The sequence below is a fragment of the Streptomyces sp. NPDC007095 genome (genome assembly GCF_040634475.1).
Taxonomy (GTDB): domain Bacteria; phylum Actinomycetota; class Actinomycetes; order Streptomycetales; family Streptomycetaceae; genus Streptomyces.
Window position 1 is genome coordinate 1 of the sequence record NZ_JBEYFS010000145.1, and the last position, 15,132, is coordinate 15,132.

At 69.1% G+C, this 15,132-nt stretch carries 13 protein-coding genes and 1 pseudogene; all 14 read left to right on the forward strand.

Features of this window, described 5'->3' with window-relative positions:
- Positions 1 to 54, forward strand: a pseudogene (locus tag ABZ656_RS37600) (Ms4533A family Cys-rich leader peptide); the annotation flags it as partial.
- Entirely contained in the window at positions 51 to 2,003 is a 1,953-nt protein-coding gene (locus ABZ656_RS37605; protein ID WP_360274267.1) for a penicillin-binding protein 2, read from the forward strand. The pseudogene ABZ656_RS37600 and the gene ABZ656_RS37605, both read left to right, overlap by 4 nt.
- A 226-nt stretch (positions 2,004 to 2,229) precedes the next feature.
- Positions 2,230 to 3,750, forward strand: a complete 1,521-nt coding sequence (locus ABZ656_RS37610; RefSeq protein WP_101405642.1) for a UDP-N-acetylmuramoyl-L-alanyl-D-glutamate--2,6-diaminopimelate ligase — start codon at positions 2,230 to 2,232, stop codon at positions 3,748 to 3,750.
- 4 nt (positions 3,751 to 3,754) lie between these two features.
- Positions 3,755 to 5,185, forward strand: a complete 1,431-nt coding sequence (murF, locus tag ABZ656_RS37615; protein WP_101405643.1) for a UDP-N-acetylmuramoyl-tripeptide--D-alanyl-D-alanine ligase — start codon at positions 3,755 to 3,757, stop codon at positions 5,183 to 5,185.
- Positions 5,185 to 6,255, forward strand: a complete 1,071-nt coding sequence (mraY, locus tag ABZ656_RS37620) for a phospho-N-acetylmuramoyl-pentapeptide-transferase (protein WP_177323990.1) — start codon at positions 5,185 to 5,187, stop codon at positions 6,253 to 6,255. The genes murF and mraY overlap by 1 nt, the downstream gene beginning before the upstream one ends.
- Positions 6,237 to 7,661, forward strand: coding sequence for a UDP-N-acetylmuramoyl-L-alanine--D-glutamate ligase (gene murD, locus ABZ656_RS37625; RefSeq protein WP_101405644.1), 1,425 nt, complete (start codon positions 6,237 to 6,239; stop codon positions 7,659 to 7,661). Before mraY ends, murD begins: the two co-directional genes overlap by 19 nt.
- A 120-nt stretch (positions 7,662 to 7,781) precedes the next feature.
- Positions 7,782 to 9,149, forward strand: coding sequence for a putative lipid II flippase FtsW (gene ftsW / locus ABZ656_RS37630; RefSeq protein ID WP_101405645.1), 1,368 nt, complete (start codon positions 7,782 to 7,784; stop codon positions 9,147 to 9,149).
- A gap of 6 nt (positions 9,150 to 9,155) precedes the next feature.
- A complete protein-coding gene (gene murG / locus ABZ656_RS37635) occupies positions 9,156 to 10,247 on the forward strand; it encodes an undecaprenyldiphospho-muramoylpentapeptide beta-N-acetylglucosaminyltransferase (protein WP_101405646.1) in 1,092 nt (363 codons plus the stop codon).
- 25 nt (positions 10,248 to 10,272) lie between these two features.
- A complete protein-coding gene (locus ABZ656_RS37640) occupies positions 10,273 to 11,058 on the forward strand; it encodes an FtsQ-type POTRA domain-containing protein (protein WP_101405647.1) in 786 nt (261 codons plus the stop codon).
- A 275-nt stretch (positions 11,059 to 11,333) separates the two neighbouring features.
- Positions 11,334 to 12,527: a cell division protein FtsZ gene (gene ftsZ, locus ABZ656_RS37645; RefSeq protein WP_101405649.1), complete on the forward strand. Its 1,194-nt coding sequence runs from the start codon at positions 11,334 to 11,336 to the stop codon at positions 12,525 to 12,527.
- Between the two features lie 26 nt (positions 12,528 to 12,553).
- Positions 12,554 to 13,261, forward strand: a complete 708-nt coding sequence (gene pgeF / locus ABZ656_RS37650; protein ID WP_101405650.1) for a peptidoglycan editing factor PgeF — start codon at positions 12,554 to 12,556, stop codon at positions 13,259 to 13,261.
- Positions 13,262 to 13,267: 6 nt separating this feature from the next.
- Entirely contained in the window at positions 13,268 to 13,987 is a 720-nt protein-coding gene (locus tag ABZ656_RS37655; RefSeq protein WP_101405651.1) for a YggS family pyridoxal phosphate-dependent enzyme, read from the forward strand.
- Positions 13,988 to 14,116: 129 nt separating this feature from the next.
- Positions 14,117 to 14,758 carry a cell division protein SepF gene (sepF, locus tag ABZ656_RS37660; protein ID WP_101408202.1) on the forward strand — a complete coding sequence of 214 codons (642 nt, stop codon included), beginning with the start codon at positions 14,117 to 14,119 and terminating at the stop codon, positions 14,756 to 14,758.
- A gap of 51 nt (positions 14,759 to 14,809) precedes the next feature.
- Positions 14,810 to 15,094 carry a YggT family protein gene (locus ABZ656_RS37665; protein ID WP_075026383.1) on the forward strand — a complete coding sequence of 95 codons (285 nt, stop codon included), beginning with the start codon at positions 14,810 to 14,812 and terminating at the stop codon, positions 15,092 to 15,094.
- The last annotated feature ends 38 nt before the right edge of the window (positions 15,095 to 15,132 follow it).

The window sequence follows — 15,132 nt, forward strand, 5'->3', positions numbered from 1 at the left end:
ATCGAGCTGGCGCTGATTGGTGTGACCGCGCTCTGCGTGGCAGACATCCACTGTCCGACAGGGAACCGCCGCGCCGCCGTGTGCCCGGCCCCGCCAGGCCCGTACGCCCCGGCGGCCAGCGGCGTCCGGGCCCCGGCGCCCGCCCCGCACGCCGCCCGGGCGCGCCCCGGCCCGGCGGCCCGCAGGTTTTGCGGCTGGGCAGCCCCCGGCCCCGGCTGCGCATGGTCAGCCTCACCCTGACACTGGTGATGATCGCCTTCGTCGTGCGCCTGCTCCAGGTACAGGCCGTGGATGCCAACGCGTACGCCGCGAAGGCCGAGCAGAACCGGTACGTCGGCCGCACCCTGGCCGCCACCCGCGGCGGGATCACGGACCGTAACGGCGTGGAGCTCGCGACGAGCGTGGACGCGTACGACATCACGGCCGACCCCACGATGTTCACGCGGGAAGCGACGAAGGTGACGGACGCGCCCGAACAGGCCGCGGCGCTGCTCGGGCCGATCCTCGGCCAGGACATGGACACCGTCGCCAAGAAGCTCCGTACGAAGAACACCCGCTACACACTGCTCGCGCACCGCCAGACCCCCCAGGTCTGGAAGCAGATCAAGGACCTGAGGAACACGCTCGCGGTCAAGGCGGAGACCGACAAGAGCACCGTCAACTTCCTCGCGGGCGTCGTCGCGGTCCCGGCCAGCAAGCGCGTGTATCCGAACGGCGATCTCGCCGCCGGGATACTGGGCTGGGTCAACGCCGACGGCAAGGGCGGCGGCGGAGTCGAGCAGAAGCTGAACAAGGAACTCGCCGGCAAGGACGGCAAGATCCGCTACGCCCAGTCCGGCGGCCGTCAGGTGCCGACCGCGGGGTCGACGGAGACACCCGCCGTGGCGGGCTCCGACGTCGAGCTGACCATCAACCGCGACATCCAGTGGGCCGCGCAGAACGCCATCACCGAGCAGGTGAAGGCGTCCAAGGCGGACCGCGGGTACGTGATCGTGCAGGACGCCCGCAGCGGCGAGATCCTCGCCATGGCGAACTCGCCGGGCTTCGACCCCAACGACCTCACCCAGGCCAATGCGGCGGCCCTGGGCAACGCGGCCCTCCAGGACGCGTACGAACCCGGCTCCACCGCCAAGGTCATGTCGATGGCAGCCGTACTGGAGGAGAACGCCGCAACGCCCGAGACGCACGTGGTCGTGCCCAACCGGCTGCACCGCGGCGACCGCCTCTTCCAGGACGACGTCGACCACGCGACCTGGAACCTGACGCTCAACGGCGTGCTCGCCAAGTCCAGCAACATCGGCACCATCCTGGCGACCGGCCAGCTCGGCAAGACGCAGAAGGACGCGAACCAGGTCCTCTATTCGTATCTGCGCAAGTTCGGCATCGGCAGCTACACCGGGCTCGGCTTCCCCGGTGAGACGAAGGGCATCCTCGCGCCCGCCGACAAGTGGTCGACCTCCCAGCAGTACACGATTCCTTTCGGCCAGGGCATGTCGATCAACGCGATGCAGGCGGCCTCCGTCTACTCGACGATCGCCAACGGCGGTGTACGCGTCGAGCCGACGCTGGTGCGCGGCACGAAGGGGCCCGACGGCCGCTTCACCCCGGCCGCCCAGCCGAAGAAGACGAGGGTCGTGAGCGAGAAGACGGCGAAGACCCTCGCCCAGATGCTGGAGTCCGTCGTGGACGACGAGCAGGGCACCGGCGCCAAGGCGCGCATCCCCGGCTACCGGGTCGCGGGCAAGACGGGTACGGCCAACCGCGTGGATCCGGCCACCGGCAAGTACCACGGCTACACCTCGTCGTTCGCCGGATTCGCCCCCGCCGACAAGCCCCGGATCACCGTCTACTGCGCGATCCAGAACGCCACCAAGGGCAGCTACTTCGGCGGCCAGATCTGCGGACCCATCTACAAGCAGGTCATGGAGTTCGCGCTCAAGACCCTCCAGGTCCCGCCCACCGGAGCGGGGGCCGCCAATCTGCCCGTGACCTTCACGCCGTGATCGATTCCGGCCATACTCCCTGATCAGGACTTGATCAGGTCCGGCCAGGACCCGGACAAGACCGCACGCACAACGGACCAGGAACCAGCTCGTGACAACGATCACCCCGGATTCCGGGAACCACGGCTCGCCACGCCCCTCGCTTCGCTCCGGCGGGGGTGCGCCCGGTACGCTCACCGCCGTGCCACACGCTGATCAGTCCCAAACCACCCAGAAGGGCGTTCCTGTGACATATCCGGGGCCGCCGCGACCGGTCCAGAACTCCGCCACACCCCTCGCGGAGCTCGCCGATCAGCTGGGTGTCACCGCCCCGGCGCCGAACGCGGAGGTCACGGGCATCACCCATGACTCCCGCGCGGTGCGCCCCGGAGACCTCTACGCCGCGCTGCCGGGTGCCCGCCTGCACGGCGCCGACTTCGTGACGCAGGCGGCCGGTCTCGGCGCGGTCGCCGTGCTGACCGACCCGACCGGCGCCGAGCGCGCCGCCGCCACCGGGCTGCCGGTCCTCGTCGTCGACGACCCGCGCGGCCTGATGGGAGAGCTCGCGGCCACCATCTACGGCCATCCCGGCCGCGATCTGCTCCAGATCGGCATCACCGGCACCTCCGGCAAGACCACCACGGCCTATCTCGTCGAGGGCGGGCTGAAGACGCTCCGCTCCACCGGCCTGATCGGCACCGTGGAGATGCGCATCGGCGAGGAGCGCATCAAGTCGGAGCGCACCACCCCCGAAGCAACCGACCTCCAGGCGCTGTTCGCGGTCATGCGCGAGCGCGGCGTCGACGCGGTCGCCATGGAGGTCTCCAGCCACGCGCTCGTCCTCGGGCGGGTCGACGGCTGTGTCTTCGACATCGCGGTCTTCAACAACCTCAGTCCGGAACACATGGAGTTCCACTCCGACATGGAGGACTACTTCCGGGCCAAGGCACAGCTGTTCACACCGCAACGCAGCAAACTCGGCGTCGTCAACCTCGACGACGAGTACGGGCGCATGCTGGCCGAAGAGGCCACCGTCCCCGTCGTCACCTTCTCCGCCGAAGGACACCCGGACGCCGACTGGCGCGCCGAGGAGGTCGAGGTCGGCCCGATGGACTCCGCGTTCGTCGCGGTCGGCCCCAAGGGTGAGCGGATCACCGCCAAGTCGCCGCTCGCGGGCCCCTTCAACGTGGCGAACACCCTCGCCGCGATCGTCGCCCTCGCCGTCGCCGGGATCGACCCGCAGACCGCCGCCGACGGCATCGCCGTCGTGCCCGGCGTGCCGGGCCGCCTGGAGCGCGTGGACGCGGGCCAGCCCTACCTCGCGGTCGTCGACTACGCACACAAGACGGACGCCGTCGAATCGGTCCTGCGCGCACTGCGCAAGGTCACCGAGGGCAGGCTGCACATCGTGCTCGGCTGCGGCGGCGACCGTGACAGGACCAAGCGGATGCCGATGGGCGCCGCCGCGGCGCGGCTCGCCGACACCGCCGTACTGACATCGGACAACCCCCGCTCGGAGGACCCCCTCGCGATCCTCGCGACGATGCTCGCGGGCGCCGCCGAGGTGCCGGCGCACGAGCGTGGCGAGGTCCAGGTCTTCGAGGACCGGGCCGCCGCCATCGCCGCCGCCGTCGCCCGGGCGCGGCCCGGCGACACCGTGCTGGTCGCGGGCAAGGGCCACGAGCAGGGCCAGGACATCGCCGGGGTGGTGCGTCCCTTCGACGACCGCCAGGTGCTTCGCGAAGCTATCCAGAAGACCCAGGGATGAACTTGTGATCGCCCTCTCTCTCGCCGAGATCGCAGCAGTCGTCGGCGGGCAGACGTACGACATACCGGATCCGGCGGTACAGGTCACCGGACCGGTCGTCAGAGACTCCCGTGAAGTGGAGCCAGGCAGCCTCTTCGTCGCCTTCGTCGGCGAGCGCGTGGACGGCCACGACTTCGCCGAGGCCGTCGTCGCGGCGGGCGCGGTCGCCGTACTGGCCTCCCGGCCCGTCGGCGTGCCCGCGATCGTCGTCGCGGACGTGCAGGCGGCCCTGGGCGCCCTCGCGCGTCACGTCGTCGAACGGCTCGGCGCGACCCTCGTGGCCCTCACCGGCTCCGCGGGCAAGACCAGCACCAAGGACCTGATCGCCCAGGTCCTGCGGAGCAAGGCGCCGACCGTCTTCACGCCCGGCTCGCTCAACAACGAGATCGGACTGCCGCTGACCGCGCTGAGCGCCACCGAGGAGACCAGGTTCCTCGTCCTGGAGATGGGCGCCCGCGGCATCGGCCACATCAGCTACCTCACGGACCTCACGCCACCGAGGATCGGCCTCGTCCTGAACGTCGGGACCGCCCACATCGGTGAGTTCGGCGGCCGCGAACAGATTGCACAGGCGAAGGGCGAGCTCGTCGAGAGCCTCCCGCCGGCGGAAGCGGGCGGCGTCGCCGTCCTCAACGCCGACGACCCCCTCGTACGCGCCATGGCATCCCGCACGAAGGCGCGCGTGATCCTCTTCGGAGAGTCCGGCGAAGCGGACGTACGTGCCGAGAACGTCCGTCTCACGGGCGCCGGACAGCCCGCATTCAGGCTTCACACACCCTCCGGGTGCAGCGATGTGACCATGCGCCTGTACGGTGAGCACCACGTGTCGAACGCGCTCGCCGCGGCCGCCGTCGCCCATGAGCTGGGCATGTCCGCAGACGAGATCGCCCTCGCGCTCTCCGAGGCGGGCTCCCTCTCCCGCTGGCGGATGGAGGTCACCGAGCGCCCGGACGGCGTGACGGTCGTCAACGACGCCTACAACGCGAACCCCGAGTCCATGCGAGCCGCCCTGCGCGCGCTCGCGGCAATGGGCAAAGCCTCACAGGCAGAAGGGGGTCGGACGTGGGCGGTGCTCGGTCAGATGGCCGAGCTCGGGGACGAGGCGCTCGCCGAGCACGACGCGGTCGGGCGGCTCGCCGTCCGACTCAACGTCAGCAAGCTCGTCGCGGTCGGGGGCAGGGAAGCTTCCTGGCTCCAACTGGGCGCATATAACGAGGGTTCGTGGGGTGAGGAGTCGGTGCACGTGTCCGACGCACAGGCGGCTGTCGACCTGTTGCGCAGCGAGTTGCGCCCGGGGGACGTCGTGCTCGTGAAGGCGTCCCGGTCGGTCGGGCTCGAACGGGTGGCGCAGGCGCTGCTCGACAGCGGTGCCGAGGGTGAGGTCGCGGCCCGATGATGAACCAGATCCTGTTCGCAGGAGTCATTGGTCTGTTCCTGACCCTGATCGGGACCCCGCTGCTGATCAAGCTGCTGGCCCGCAAGGGCTACGGGCAGTACATCCGCGACGACGGCCCGAAGGAGCACCACAGCAAGCGCGGTACTCCGACCATGGGTGGTATCGCCTTCATCCTGGCGACGATCATCGCGTACTTCCTGTCCAAGGTGATCACGGGCAAACCGCCGACCTTCTCGGGTCTGCTGGTGCTCGGCCTGATGGCCGGCATGGGCCTGGTCGGCTTCCTGGACGACTACATCAAGATCGTCAAGCGGCGTTCGCTCGGTCTGCGGGCCAAGGCGAAGATGGCCGGTCAGCTGATCGTCGGCATCTCCTTCGCTGTCCTCGCACTGCAGTTCGCGGACAACCACGGCAACACCCCGGCCTCCACCAGGCTCTCCTTCGTGGAGGACTTCGGCTGGACCATCGGCCCGGTGCTCTTCGTGGTCTGGGCCCTGTTCATGATTCTCGCCATGTCGAACGGCGTGAACCTGACCGACGGCCTGGACGGTCTCGCCACCGGCGCCGCGACCATGGTCTTCGGCGCGTACACCTTCATCGGCGTCTGGCAGTTCCAGGAGTCCTGCGCCAACGCGCAGACCCTGACCAACCCGGCCGCCTGCTACGAGGTACGAGATCCACTCGACCTCGCGGTCGTCGCCTCCGCCCTGATGGGAGCCTGCTTCGGCTTCCTGTGGTGGAACACCTCGCCCGCCAAGATCTTCATGGGTGACACCGGTTCGCTGGCCCTCGGCGGCGCGCTTGCCGGTCTCGCGATCTGCTCCCGCACGGAGCTGCTGGTCGCGCTCCTCGGCGGCCTCTTCGTCCTGATCACCATGTCGGTCGTCATCCAGGTCGGCTCCTTCCGGCTCACCGGCAGGCGCGTCTTCCGCATGGCGCCACTCCAGCACCACTTCGAACTAAAGGGGTGGTCCGAAGTCCTTGTCGTGGTCCGCTTCTGGATCATCCAGGGCATGTGCGTCATCGTGGGTCTGGGCCTCTTCTACGCAGGATGGGCAGCCAAGAAGTGACCGACTGGCAGGGCAAGCACGTCACCGTCGCCGGGCTCGGCGTCTCCGGCATCCCGGCGGCCAAGGTGCTGCACGGTCTCGGCGCCGTCGTCACGGTCGTCAACGACGGCGACGACGAGCGCTCCCGGGCGCAGGCCGCGGAGCTGGAGGCGCTCGGCATCACCGTGCGCCTCGGTGACGGCGCCACCCTGCCCGAGGGCACCGAACTCATCGTCACCGCGCCCGGCTGGAAGCCGGACAAGCCGCTGTTCGCCGCGGCCGCCGCGGCGGACGTCCCGGTCTGGGGCGACGTCGAACTGGCCTGGCGGCTGAGAGGCCCTGACGCGGCCCCCTGGCTGGCAGTCACCGGCACCAACGGCAAGACCACCACCGTGCAGATGCTCGCCTCGATCCTGACGGCGGCAGGGCTGCGCACGGCCGCCGTCGGCAACATCGGGGTCTCGCTCCTCGACGCGGTCCTCGGCGAGGAGCGGTACGACGTCCTGGCGGTGGAGCTGTCGAGCTATCAGCTGCACTGGGCGCCGTCGCTGCGCGCGCACTCGGCCGCCGTACTGAACCTGGCACCGGATCACCTCGACTGGCACGGCTCCATGGAGGCGTACGCCGCCGACAAGGGCCGTATCTACGAAGGCAATCGGGTCGCCTGCGTCTACAACCTCGCCGACAAGGCCACCGAGGACCTGGTGCGCGAGGCGGACGTCGAGGAGGGCTGCCGGGCGGTCGGCTTCACCCTCGGCACCCCCGGACCGTCCCAACTCGGCGTCGTGGACGGCATCCTGGTCGACCGCGCCTTCGTCGAGAACCGGCAGAAGAACGCCCAGGAACTCGCCGAGGTCTCCGACGTCAACCCGCCCGCCCCGCACAACATCGCCAACGCCCTTGCGGCGGCGGCCCTGGCACGCGCCTTCGGGGTGCCCGCCGCGGCCGTACGGGACGGGCTGCGGGCCTTCACACCGGACGCCCACCGCATCGCGCACGTCGCCGACGTGGACGGAGTCGCGTACGTCGACGACTCCAAGGCGACCAACACGCATGCCGCGGAAGCCTCTTTGGCGGCCTACGAGTCGATCGTGTGGATCGCGGGCGGGCTCGCCAAGGGCGCGACCTTCGACGAGCTGGTCGCCAAGTCGGCAAAGCGACTTCGGGGCGTCGTGCTCATCGGCGCGGATCGGGCTCTGATCCGTGAAGCCCTTGTGCGACACGCGCCGGAAGTACCCGTCGTCGACCTCGACCGGACCGACACTGGGGCGATGCTCGCGGCGGTTCGGGAGGCGCGGGGGCTCGCCCGTAAGGGCGACACGGTGTTGCTGGCGCCGGCCTGTGCCTCCATGGACATGTTCGCCAACTACAACAAGCGCGGGGACGCGTTCGCGGAGGCGGTCCGCGAACTCGGCGCGAGCGCCTGACGGCGGGTCTCGGACGGTCCGGGCGCGCCCGGGACCCTTGGGAGGGACGCGTGACGCCATTGTGGGGACCCTCATCGCCCTGCGGGACGCCCTCCCGGGGCACGGCGGACGGAGCCGGTGATGGCCAGTAGCCGTACTGGCCGTCCCCCCGTCCAGCGTGCCCCACGGCGCCCCGCCGGACGCCCCCGGCCCCCGCGCGACAACCACCTGCGTCTGCTCTACCTGCGCGCCCGCAAGGCCTGGGACCGTCCGCTCACCGCGTACTATCTGATCTTCGGCAGCAGCCTGTTGATCACCGTGCTGGGCCTGGTGATGGTCTACTCGGCCTCGATGATCACGGCGCTGCAGCTCTCGCTGCCGGGGTCGTTCTTCTTCCGCAAACAGTTTCTCGCGGCCTCCATCGGCACCGTGCTGCTCCTGATCGCCATGCGGGTGCCGGTGAAACTGCACCGGGCGCTGGCGTATCCGATCCTGGCCGTCGCGGTCTTCCTGATGATCCTCGTGCAGGTCCCGGGGATAGGGATGGCGGTCAACGGCAACCAGAACTGGATCTCCCTGGGCGGCTCGTTCCAGATCCAGCCCAGCGAGTTCGGCAAGCTCGCGCTCGTGCTGTGGGGCGCCGACCTGCTCGCCCGCAAGCAGGAAAAGGGCATGCTCGCGCAGTGGAAGCACATGCTGGTGCCGCTCGTCCCGGGCACTTTCCTGCTGCTCGGGCTGATCATGCTCGGTGGCGACATGGGCACGGCGATCATCCTCACCGCCATCCTCTTCGGACTGCTGTGGCTGGCCGGAGCGCCCACGCGGCTGTTCGGCGGCGTGCTGGCGGTCGCCGTGACCATCGGTTTCATCCTGATCAAGACGAGCCCCAACCGGATGTCCCGGCTCGCCTGCATCGGTGCCACCGAACCCGGCCCGAACGACACCTGCTGGCAGGCCGTGCACGGCATCTACGCCCTGGCCTCCGGCGGACTGTTCGGTTCCGGCCTCGGCGCCAGTGTGGAGAAATGGGGCCAACTTCCCGAAGCGCACACCGACTTCATCTTCGCCATCACCGGGGAGGAACTGGGCCTCGCGGGGACGCTGTCGGTGCTCGCCCTCTTCGCGGCTCTAGGCTATGCGGGTATCCGCGTGGCCGGACGCACGGAGGACCCCTTCGTGAGGTATGCCGCGGGAGGCGTGACCACCTGGATCACGGCCCAGGCCGTGATCAACATCGGTGCGGTGCTCGGTCTGCTGCCGATCGCCGGAGTCCCGCTCCCGCTGTTCTCCTACGGAGGGTCCGCCCTGCTGCCGACCATGTTCGCCATCGGGCTGCTGATCGCCTTCGCTCGCGACGAGCCCGCTGCGCGGGCGGCGCTTGCGATGCGGCAACCCCGCTTTGGTAGAAAGCGTGCTGCGGTGAGAGGCTCCGTGGGGGCCGCGGGGCCTCGGAGATGGAACACGATGCGACGGCGTGCCTCGGCGGCGCGTTCGTCCGGAGAGCGGTGAATTTCGGTGCATGTCGTACTCGCCGGCGGGGGGACCGCCGGCCACATCGAGCCCGCGCTCGCCCTCGCGGACGCCCTGCGCAGGCAGGACCCGACCGTGGGGATCACGGCCCTGGGCACGGAACGCGGACTTGAGACCCGGCTCGTACCGGAGCGGGGCTACGAACTCGCGCTGATCCCCGCCGTCCCGCTGCCCCGCAAGCCCACACCCGAGCTGATCACCGTCCCAGGGCGGCTGCGCGGCACGATCAAGGCGGCCGAGCAGGTCCTGGAGCGCACCAAGGCGGACGCGGTCGTCGGCTTCGGCGGCTATGTGGCGCTGCCCGCCTACCTCGCGGCCAAGCGCCTCGGCGTGCCGATCGTGATCCACGAGGCGAACGCCCGGCCGGGCCTCGCCAACAAGATCGGTTCCCGGTACGCGGCGCAGGTCGCCGTCTCGACCCCGGACAACAAGCTGCGCGGCGCCCGCTACATCGGCATCCCGCTGCGCCGCTCGATCGCCACCCTCGACCGGGCCGCCGTACGCCCCGAGGCGCGCGCCGCGTTCGGTCTCGACCCCTCGCTGCCGACCTTGCTGGTTTCCGGCGGCTCGCAGGGCGCACGGCGCCTCAACGAGGTCGTCCAGCAGGCGGCTCCATACCTTCAGCAGGCCGGTATCCAGATCCTGCACGCGGTCGGCCCGAAGAACGAACTGCCGCAGGTCCACCAGATGCCGGGAATGCCCCCGTACATCCCGGTACCGTACGTGGACCGGATGGACCTCGCGTACGCCGCGGCCGACATGATGCTCTGCCGCGCGGGCGCGATGACCGTCGCCGAGCTCTCCGCCGTCGGGCTGCCCGCCGCCTATGTCCCGCTGCCCATCGGCAACGGCGAACAGCGGCTGAACGCCCAGCCGGTGGTCAAGGCCGGTGGCGGTCTCCTTGTCGACGACGCGGAACTGACGCCCCAGTGGGTTCAGCAGAACGTGCTGCCCGTGCTCGCCGACCCGCACCGGCTGTACGAGATGTCCCGCGCCGCCAGCGAGTTCGGTCGCCGGGACGCCGACGACCTGCTCGTCGGCATGGTGTACGAGGCGATCGCCTCTCGCCACCGCTAGGACCGCATGAGGGAAGGCAGGGAGCGTGGCCGGACCGACGACCGCCGAGCGCGGTGAACGGCAGAAGTTGGAGTCCGGCTCGCCCCGCCTCGGGCGGTTGCGTCGCCTTCGTGTGCTCATCATCCTTTTGACCGTGGTGGTGTTGGTGACGGCAGCCACGCTCTGGCTGCTCTACGGCTCGCCGTGGCTGCGGGTCGAGAAGGTGTCGGTCTCCGGGGTGCGGGTCCTGACGGACCGGCAAGTGCGCGACGCGGCCGACGTGCGGGTCGGATCGCCGCTGATTTCCATCGACACCGATGCCGTTGAGGCGCGATTGCGCCGGAAATTGCCCCGAATTGACTCGGTTGATGTCGTCCGTTCCTGGCCGCACGGAATCGGGCTGAAAGTGACCGAACGCACCCCGGTGCTCATTCTCAAAAACACCGGAAGCGGTGGCAAGTACGTCGAAGTGGACGCCAAGGGCGTGCGTTTCGCGACGGTTTCGGCTGCCCCGAAGGGCGTGCCCGCGCTGGAATTGGCGGTGTCCAAGGCGGCCGTTCTGCGCCGCTTCCCGGTCGACCGGCTGGTGCGCGAGGCGGTGGGGGTGGCCGGGGACATTCCGGCCGCCGTCCGTCGCGCCACCCGGATCGTCAAGGTCCGTTCGTACGACTCGATCTCGCTGGAGTTGAGCGACGGACGCAGCGTCGAGTGGGGGAGCGGCGACAAGGGCCGCGCGAAGGCCAGGACGCTCACCGCTCTCATGAAAGCAGCTCCAAGGGCCCGGCACTTCGATGTGAGTGCCCCCATCGCCCCTGCCTCATCGGGGAGTTGACGCACATCAGTGCAGGCCAGCACCCTGGTTGGGCAGCGCTACGGCTGATCACATAGGGTGAAAAGAAAAACGGGAGGTTCGGCGTGTTCGTTGAACGTGCGCCACTTGTCGACTTAGTGTCCTGTTCGGAAGAGTCCAAGGAACAGACACACTGGTAACCCTAAACTTCAGCGTTAGGGTTCGGGTCGGCGTTCGGACCGTCCCATTCGGCATCAGTCGTCGGATCGCGAGCGTGCGAGGCGACGACACGTAACTCGAGGCGAGAGGCCTTCGACGTGGCAGCACCGCAGAACTACCTCGCAGTCATCAAAGTCATCGGTGTCGGCGGCGGTGGTGTCAATGCCATCAACCGGATGATCGAGGTCGGTCTCAAGGGCGTCGAGTTCATCGCCATCAACACGGACGCGCAAGCTCTGTTGATGAGCGACGCCGACGTCAAGCTCGACGTCGGCCGCGAACTCACGCGCGGACTCGGCGCCGGAGCCAACCCGGCCGTCGGCCGCAAGGCGGCAGAGGACCACCGGGAGGAGATCGAGGAGGTCCTCAAGGGGGCCGACATGGTCTTCGTGACGGCCGGCGAAGGCGGCGGCACCGGCACCGGCGGCGCACCCGTCGTGGCCAACATCGCCCGCTCGCTCGGCGCCCTCACCATCGGCGTGGTCACCCGCCCCTTCACCTTCGAAGGACGGCGTCGCGCCAACCAGGCCGAGGACGGCATCGCGGAACTCCGCGAAGAGGTCGACACCCTCATCGTCATCCCGAACGACCGGCTGCTGTCCATCTCGGACCGCCAGGTCTCCGTCCTCGACGCCTTCAAGTCGGCGGACCAGGTCCTGCTGTCGGGTGTTCAGGGCATCACCGACCTCATCACCACGCCCGGTCTGATCAACCTCGACTTCGCCGACGTCAAGTCCGTGATGTCCGAGGCGGGTTCCGCGCTCATGGGCATCGGCTCGGCCCGCGGCGACGACCGCGCCGTGGCGGCGGCCGAGATGGCGATCTCCTCGCCGCTCCTGGAAGCCTCCATCGACGGCGCACGCGGCGTCCTGCTCTCCATCTCCGGTGGCTCCGACCTCGGCCTTTTCGAGATCAACGAGGCCGCCCAGCTGGTCAGCGAGGCCGCGCACCCCGAGGCCAACATCATCTTCGGCGCGGTCATCGACGACGCGCTCGGCGACGAGGTGCGGGTCACCGTGATCGCCGCCGGTTTCGACGGCGGCCAGCCGCCGGCCAAGCGCGACAACATCCTCGGCTCCACCTCCGCCAAGCAGCGCGAGGAGCCCGCGCCGGTACGGGCCGCCGAGAGCCGTCCGTCCTTCGGGTCGCTCGGCAGCGTCACGCCGAAGGAGGCCCCCGAGCCCACCCCGGAGCCGGTCAACGAGATCCCGGTCGCTCCGCCGGTCCCGCCGTCCCGCGCCTACTCGGACAGCGCGGCCGAGGAGCTGGACGTGCCGGACTTCCTGAAGTGATAGGACATCGCTCCGAAACGAGCACCGTGAGCGGCGCGCACTTCGCCTTCACCGACCGGTGGGGCGGGGTGAGCGCCGTTCCGTACGAGGAGCTCAACCTCGGCGGAGCGGTCGGCGACGACCCCGACGCCGTACGGACCAATCGTGAGATGGCCGCCAAGTCGCTCGGACTGGACCCGGCCCTGGTCGTGTGGATGAACCAGGTGCACGGGCCGGACGTGGCGGTGGTCGACGGACCGTGGCTCTCCTCGGAGATTCCGTCGGTCGACGCGATCGTGACCGCGCGGCGCGGGTTCGCCCTGGCCGTCCTCACCGCCGACTGCACGCCGGTCCTGCTGGCCGACCCGGTCGCCGGGATCGCGGCCGCCGCCCACGCGGGACGGCCCGGCATGGTCGCCGGGGTTGTCCCCGCCGCCGTACGGGCCATGGTGGAACTCGGCGCCGAGCCCGGGCGGATCGTCGCCCGCACCGGCCCCGCGGTCTGCGGCCGGTGCTACGAGGTGCCGGACGAGATGCGCGCCGAAGTGGCCGCCGTCGAGCCGGCGGCGTACGCCGAGACCAGCTGGGGCACTCCCGCGGTCGATGTGACCGCCGGAGTGCACGCGCAGTTGGAACGACTCGGGGTGTGCGACCGGGCGCAGTCGCCGGTGTGCACGCTGGAGTCGGACGACCACTTCTCGTACCGACGGGACCGCACGACCGGGCGGCTCGCAGGCTATGTCTGGCTGGACTGATGGGGCATGACGGACCGTAAGGCTCAACTCGCCGGAAATCTGGCGAAAGTGGAAGAACGCATCGCGGCGGCCTGTGTGGCCGCCGGGCGCAAGCGCGAAGAGGTGACCCTGATCGTGGTCACCAAGACCTACCCCGCCAGCGATGTGCGGGTCCTGTCGGAACTCGGTGTGCGCCACGTCGCCGAGAACCGGGACCAGGACGCGGCGCCCAAGGCAGCGGCTTGCTCGGATCTGCCCCTCTCGTGGCATTTTGTCGGCCAGTTGCAGACCAACAAGGTGCGTTCTGTGGTCGGTTATGCGGATGTGGTGCAGTCCGTGGACCGTGCCCGGCTTGTCACGGCCCTGTCGAAGGAAGCGGTGCGGGTGGAGCGCGAGGTGGGCTGCCTCATCCAGGTCGCACTGGACGCGCAGGAGAGCGGCCGGGGTGAGCGGGGAGGCGTGGGAGTCGGCGGAATCGAAGAGTTGGCCGACCTCGTCGCCGGGGCACCCGGGCTCCGGCTCGACGGACTGATGACCGTCGCGCCGCTCACCGGGGTGTACGCAGGGCGCCAACAAGCGGCGTTCGAGCGGCTGATGGATTTGTCGACTGCTATGCGCCGCACGCATCCTGCTGCGAACATGGTGTCTGCAGGGATGAGTGCGGACCTCGAGCAGGCCGTGGCGGCCGGAGCGACACATGTACGCGTCGGTACGGCGGTACTCGGAGTCCGACCCGGGCTCGGGTAACGTCGCCAAGAAGTCGGACCACAGCAGAAAATATGGTCATTACCGCCACTGGCGGGCATAACGACCTCGTGGATCGCGGGCACTTGGCACTTCGTCAGCCGATCCACCACAGAGCGGAGGACTCAGAGCATGGCCGGCGCGATGCGCAAGATGGCGGTCTACCTCGGCCTCGTGGAGGACGATGGGTACGACGGCAGGGGATTCGACCCCGATGACGAGTTCGAGCCCGAGCTCGACCCGGAGCCCGAGCGTGACCGGCGGCGGCATGAGCCGCCCCACCAGTCGCATCAGGCACATCAGTCCCAACGGGATGAATCGGTACGAATGGTGCAGCCTCCGGCGCCTCGCGATCCGGTGCCGCATTCCGCTTCGCTCGCTGCGGAATCCAGCCGTCCGGCGCGGATCGCGCCCGTGGCGTCCATCACACAAGAACGCGCAAGCCTGGAGAAGAACGCACCGGTGATCATGCCCAAAGTCGTGTCGGAACGAGAGCCGTACCGGATCACCACACTTCACCCGCGGACCTACAACGAGGCCCGTACCATCGGGGAACACTTCCGTGAGGGCACCCCGGTGATCATGAATCTGACTGAGATGGATGACACAGATGCGAAGCGACTTGTCGACTTTGCGGCCGGTTTGGTGTTTGGTCTCCACGGCAGCATCGAGCGGGTGACGCAGAAGGTGTTCCTGTTGTCGCCTGCTAACGTCGATGTCACGGCGGAGGACAAGGCCCGCATCGCAGAGGGCGGGTTCTTCAACCAGAGCTGAGACGCAGGACCGGATCAAGGTACGGAAACAGGGGAGAGGGAAGCGCGGATCATGAGCGTGGTCGGGCAGGTTCTCTACGTCGCGCTGACGTGTTTCCTCGTCGTGTTGATTTTCCGGTTGGTCATGGACTACGTCTTCCAGTTCGCCCGCTCATGGCAACCCGGCAAGGCGATGGTGGTCGTTCTCGAGGCCACCTACACTGTCACCGATCCACCGCTCAAGCTTCTGCGGCGGTTCATTCCGCCGCTGCGTCTCGGGGGCGTGGCGCTTGACCTGTCCTTCTTCGTACTGATGATCATCGTCTACATCCTGATCTCCGTCGTGAGCCGGCTGTGAACGATACGGTCTTGCCGAATGCCGACGACTACGTTGAG

Excerpts from the sequence above, each read along its gene's own strand:
- ABZ656_RS37655 (WP_101405651.1), top strand. The coding sequence starts at position 13,268 with ATGACGGACCGTAAGGCTCAACTCGCCGGAAATCTGGCGAAAGTGGAA.
- sepF (WP_101408202.1), top strand. The coding sequence starts at position 14,117 with ATGGCCGGCGCGATGCGCAAGATGGCGGTCTACCTCGGCCTCGTGGAG.
- mraY (WP_177323990.1), top strand. The coding sequence starts at position 5,185 with ATGAACCAGATCCTGTTCGCAGGAGTCATTGGTCTGTTCCTGACCCTG.
- ftsW (WP_101405645.1), top strand. The coding sequence starts at position 7,782 with ATGGCCAGTAGCCGTACTGGCCGTCCCCCCGTCCAGCGTGCCCCACGG.
- murD (WP_101405644.1), top strand. The coding sequence starts at position 6,237 with ATGGGCAGCCAAGAAGTGACCGACTGGCAGGGCAAGCACGTCACCGTC.
- ABZ656_RS37665 (WP_075026383.1), top strand. The coding sequence starts at position 14,810 with ATGAGCGTGGTCGGGCAGGTTCTCTACGTCGCGCTGACGTGTTTCCTC.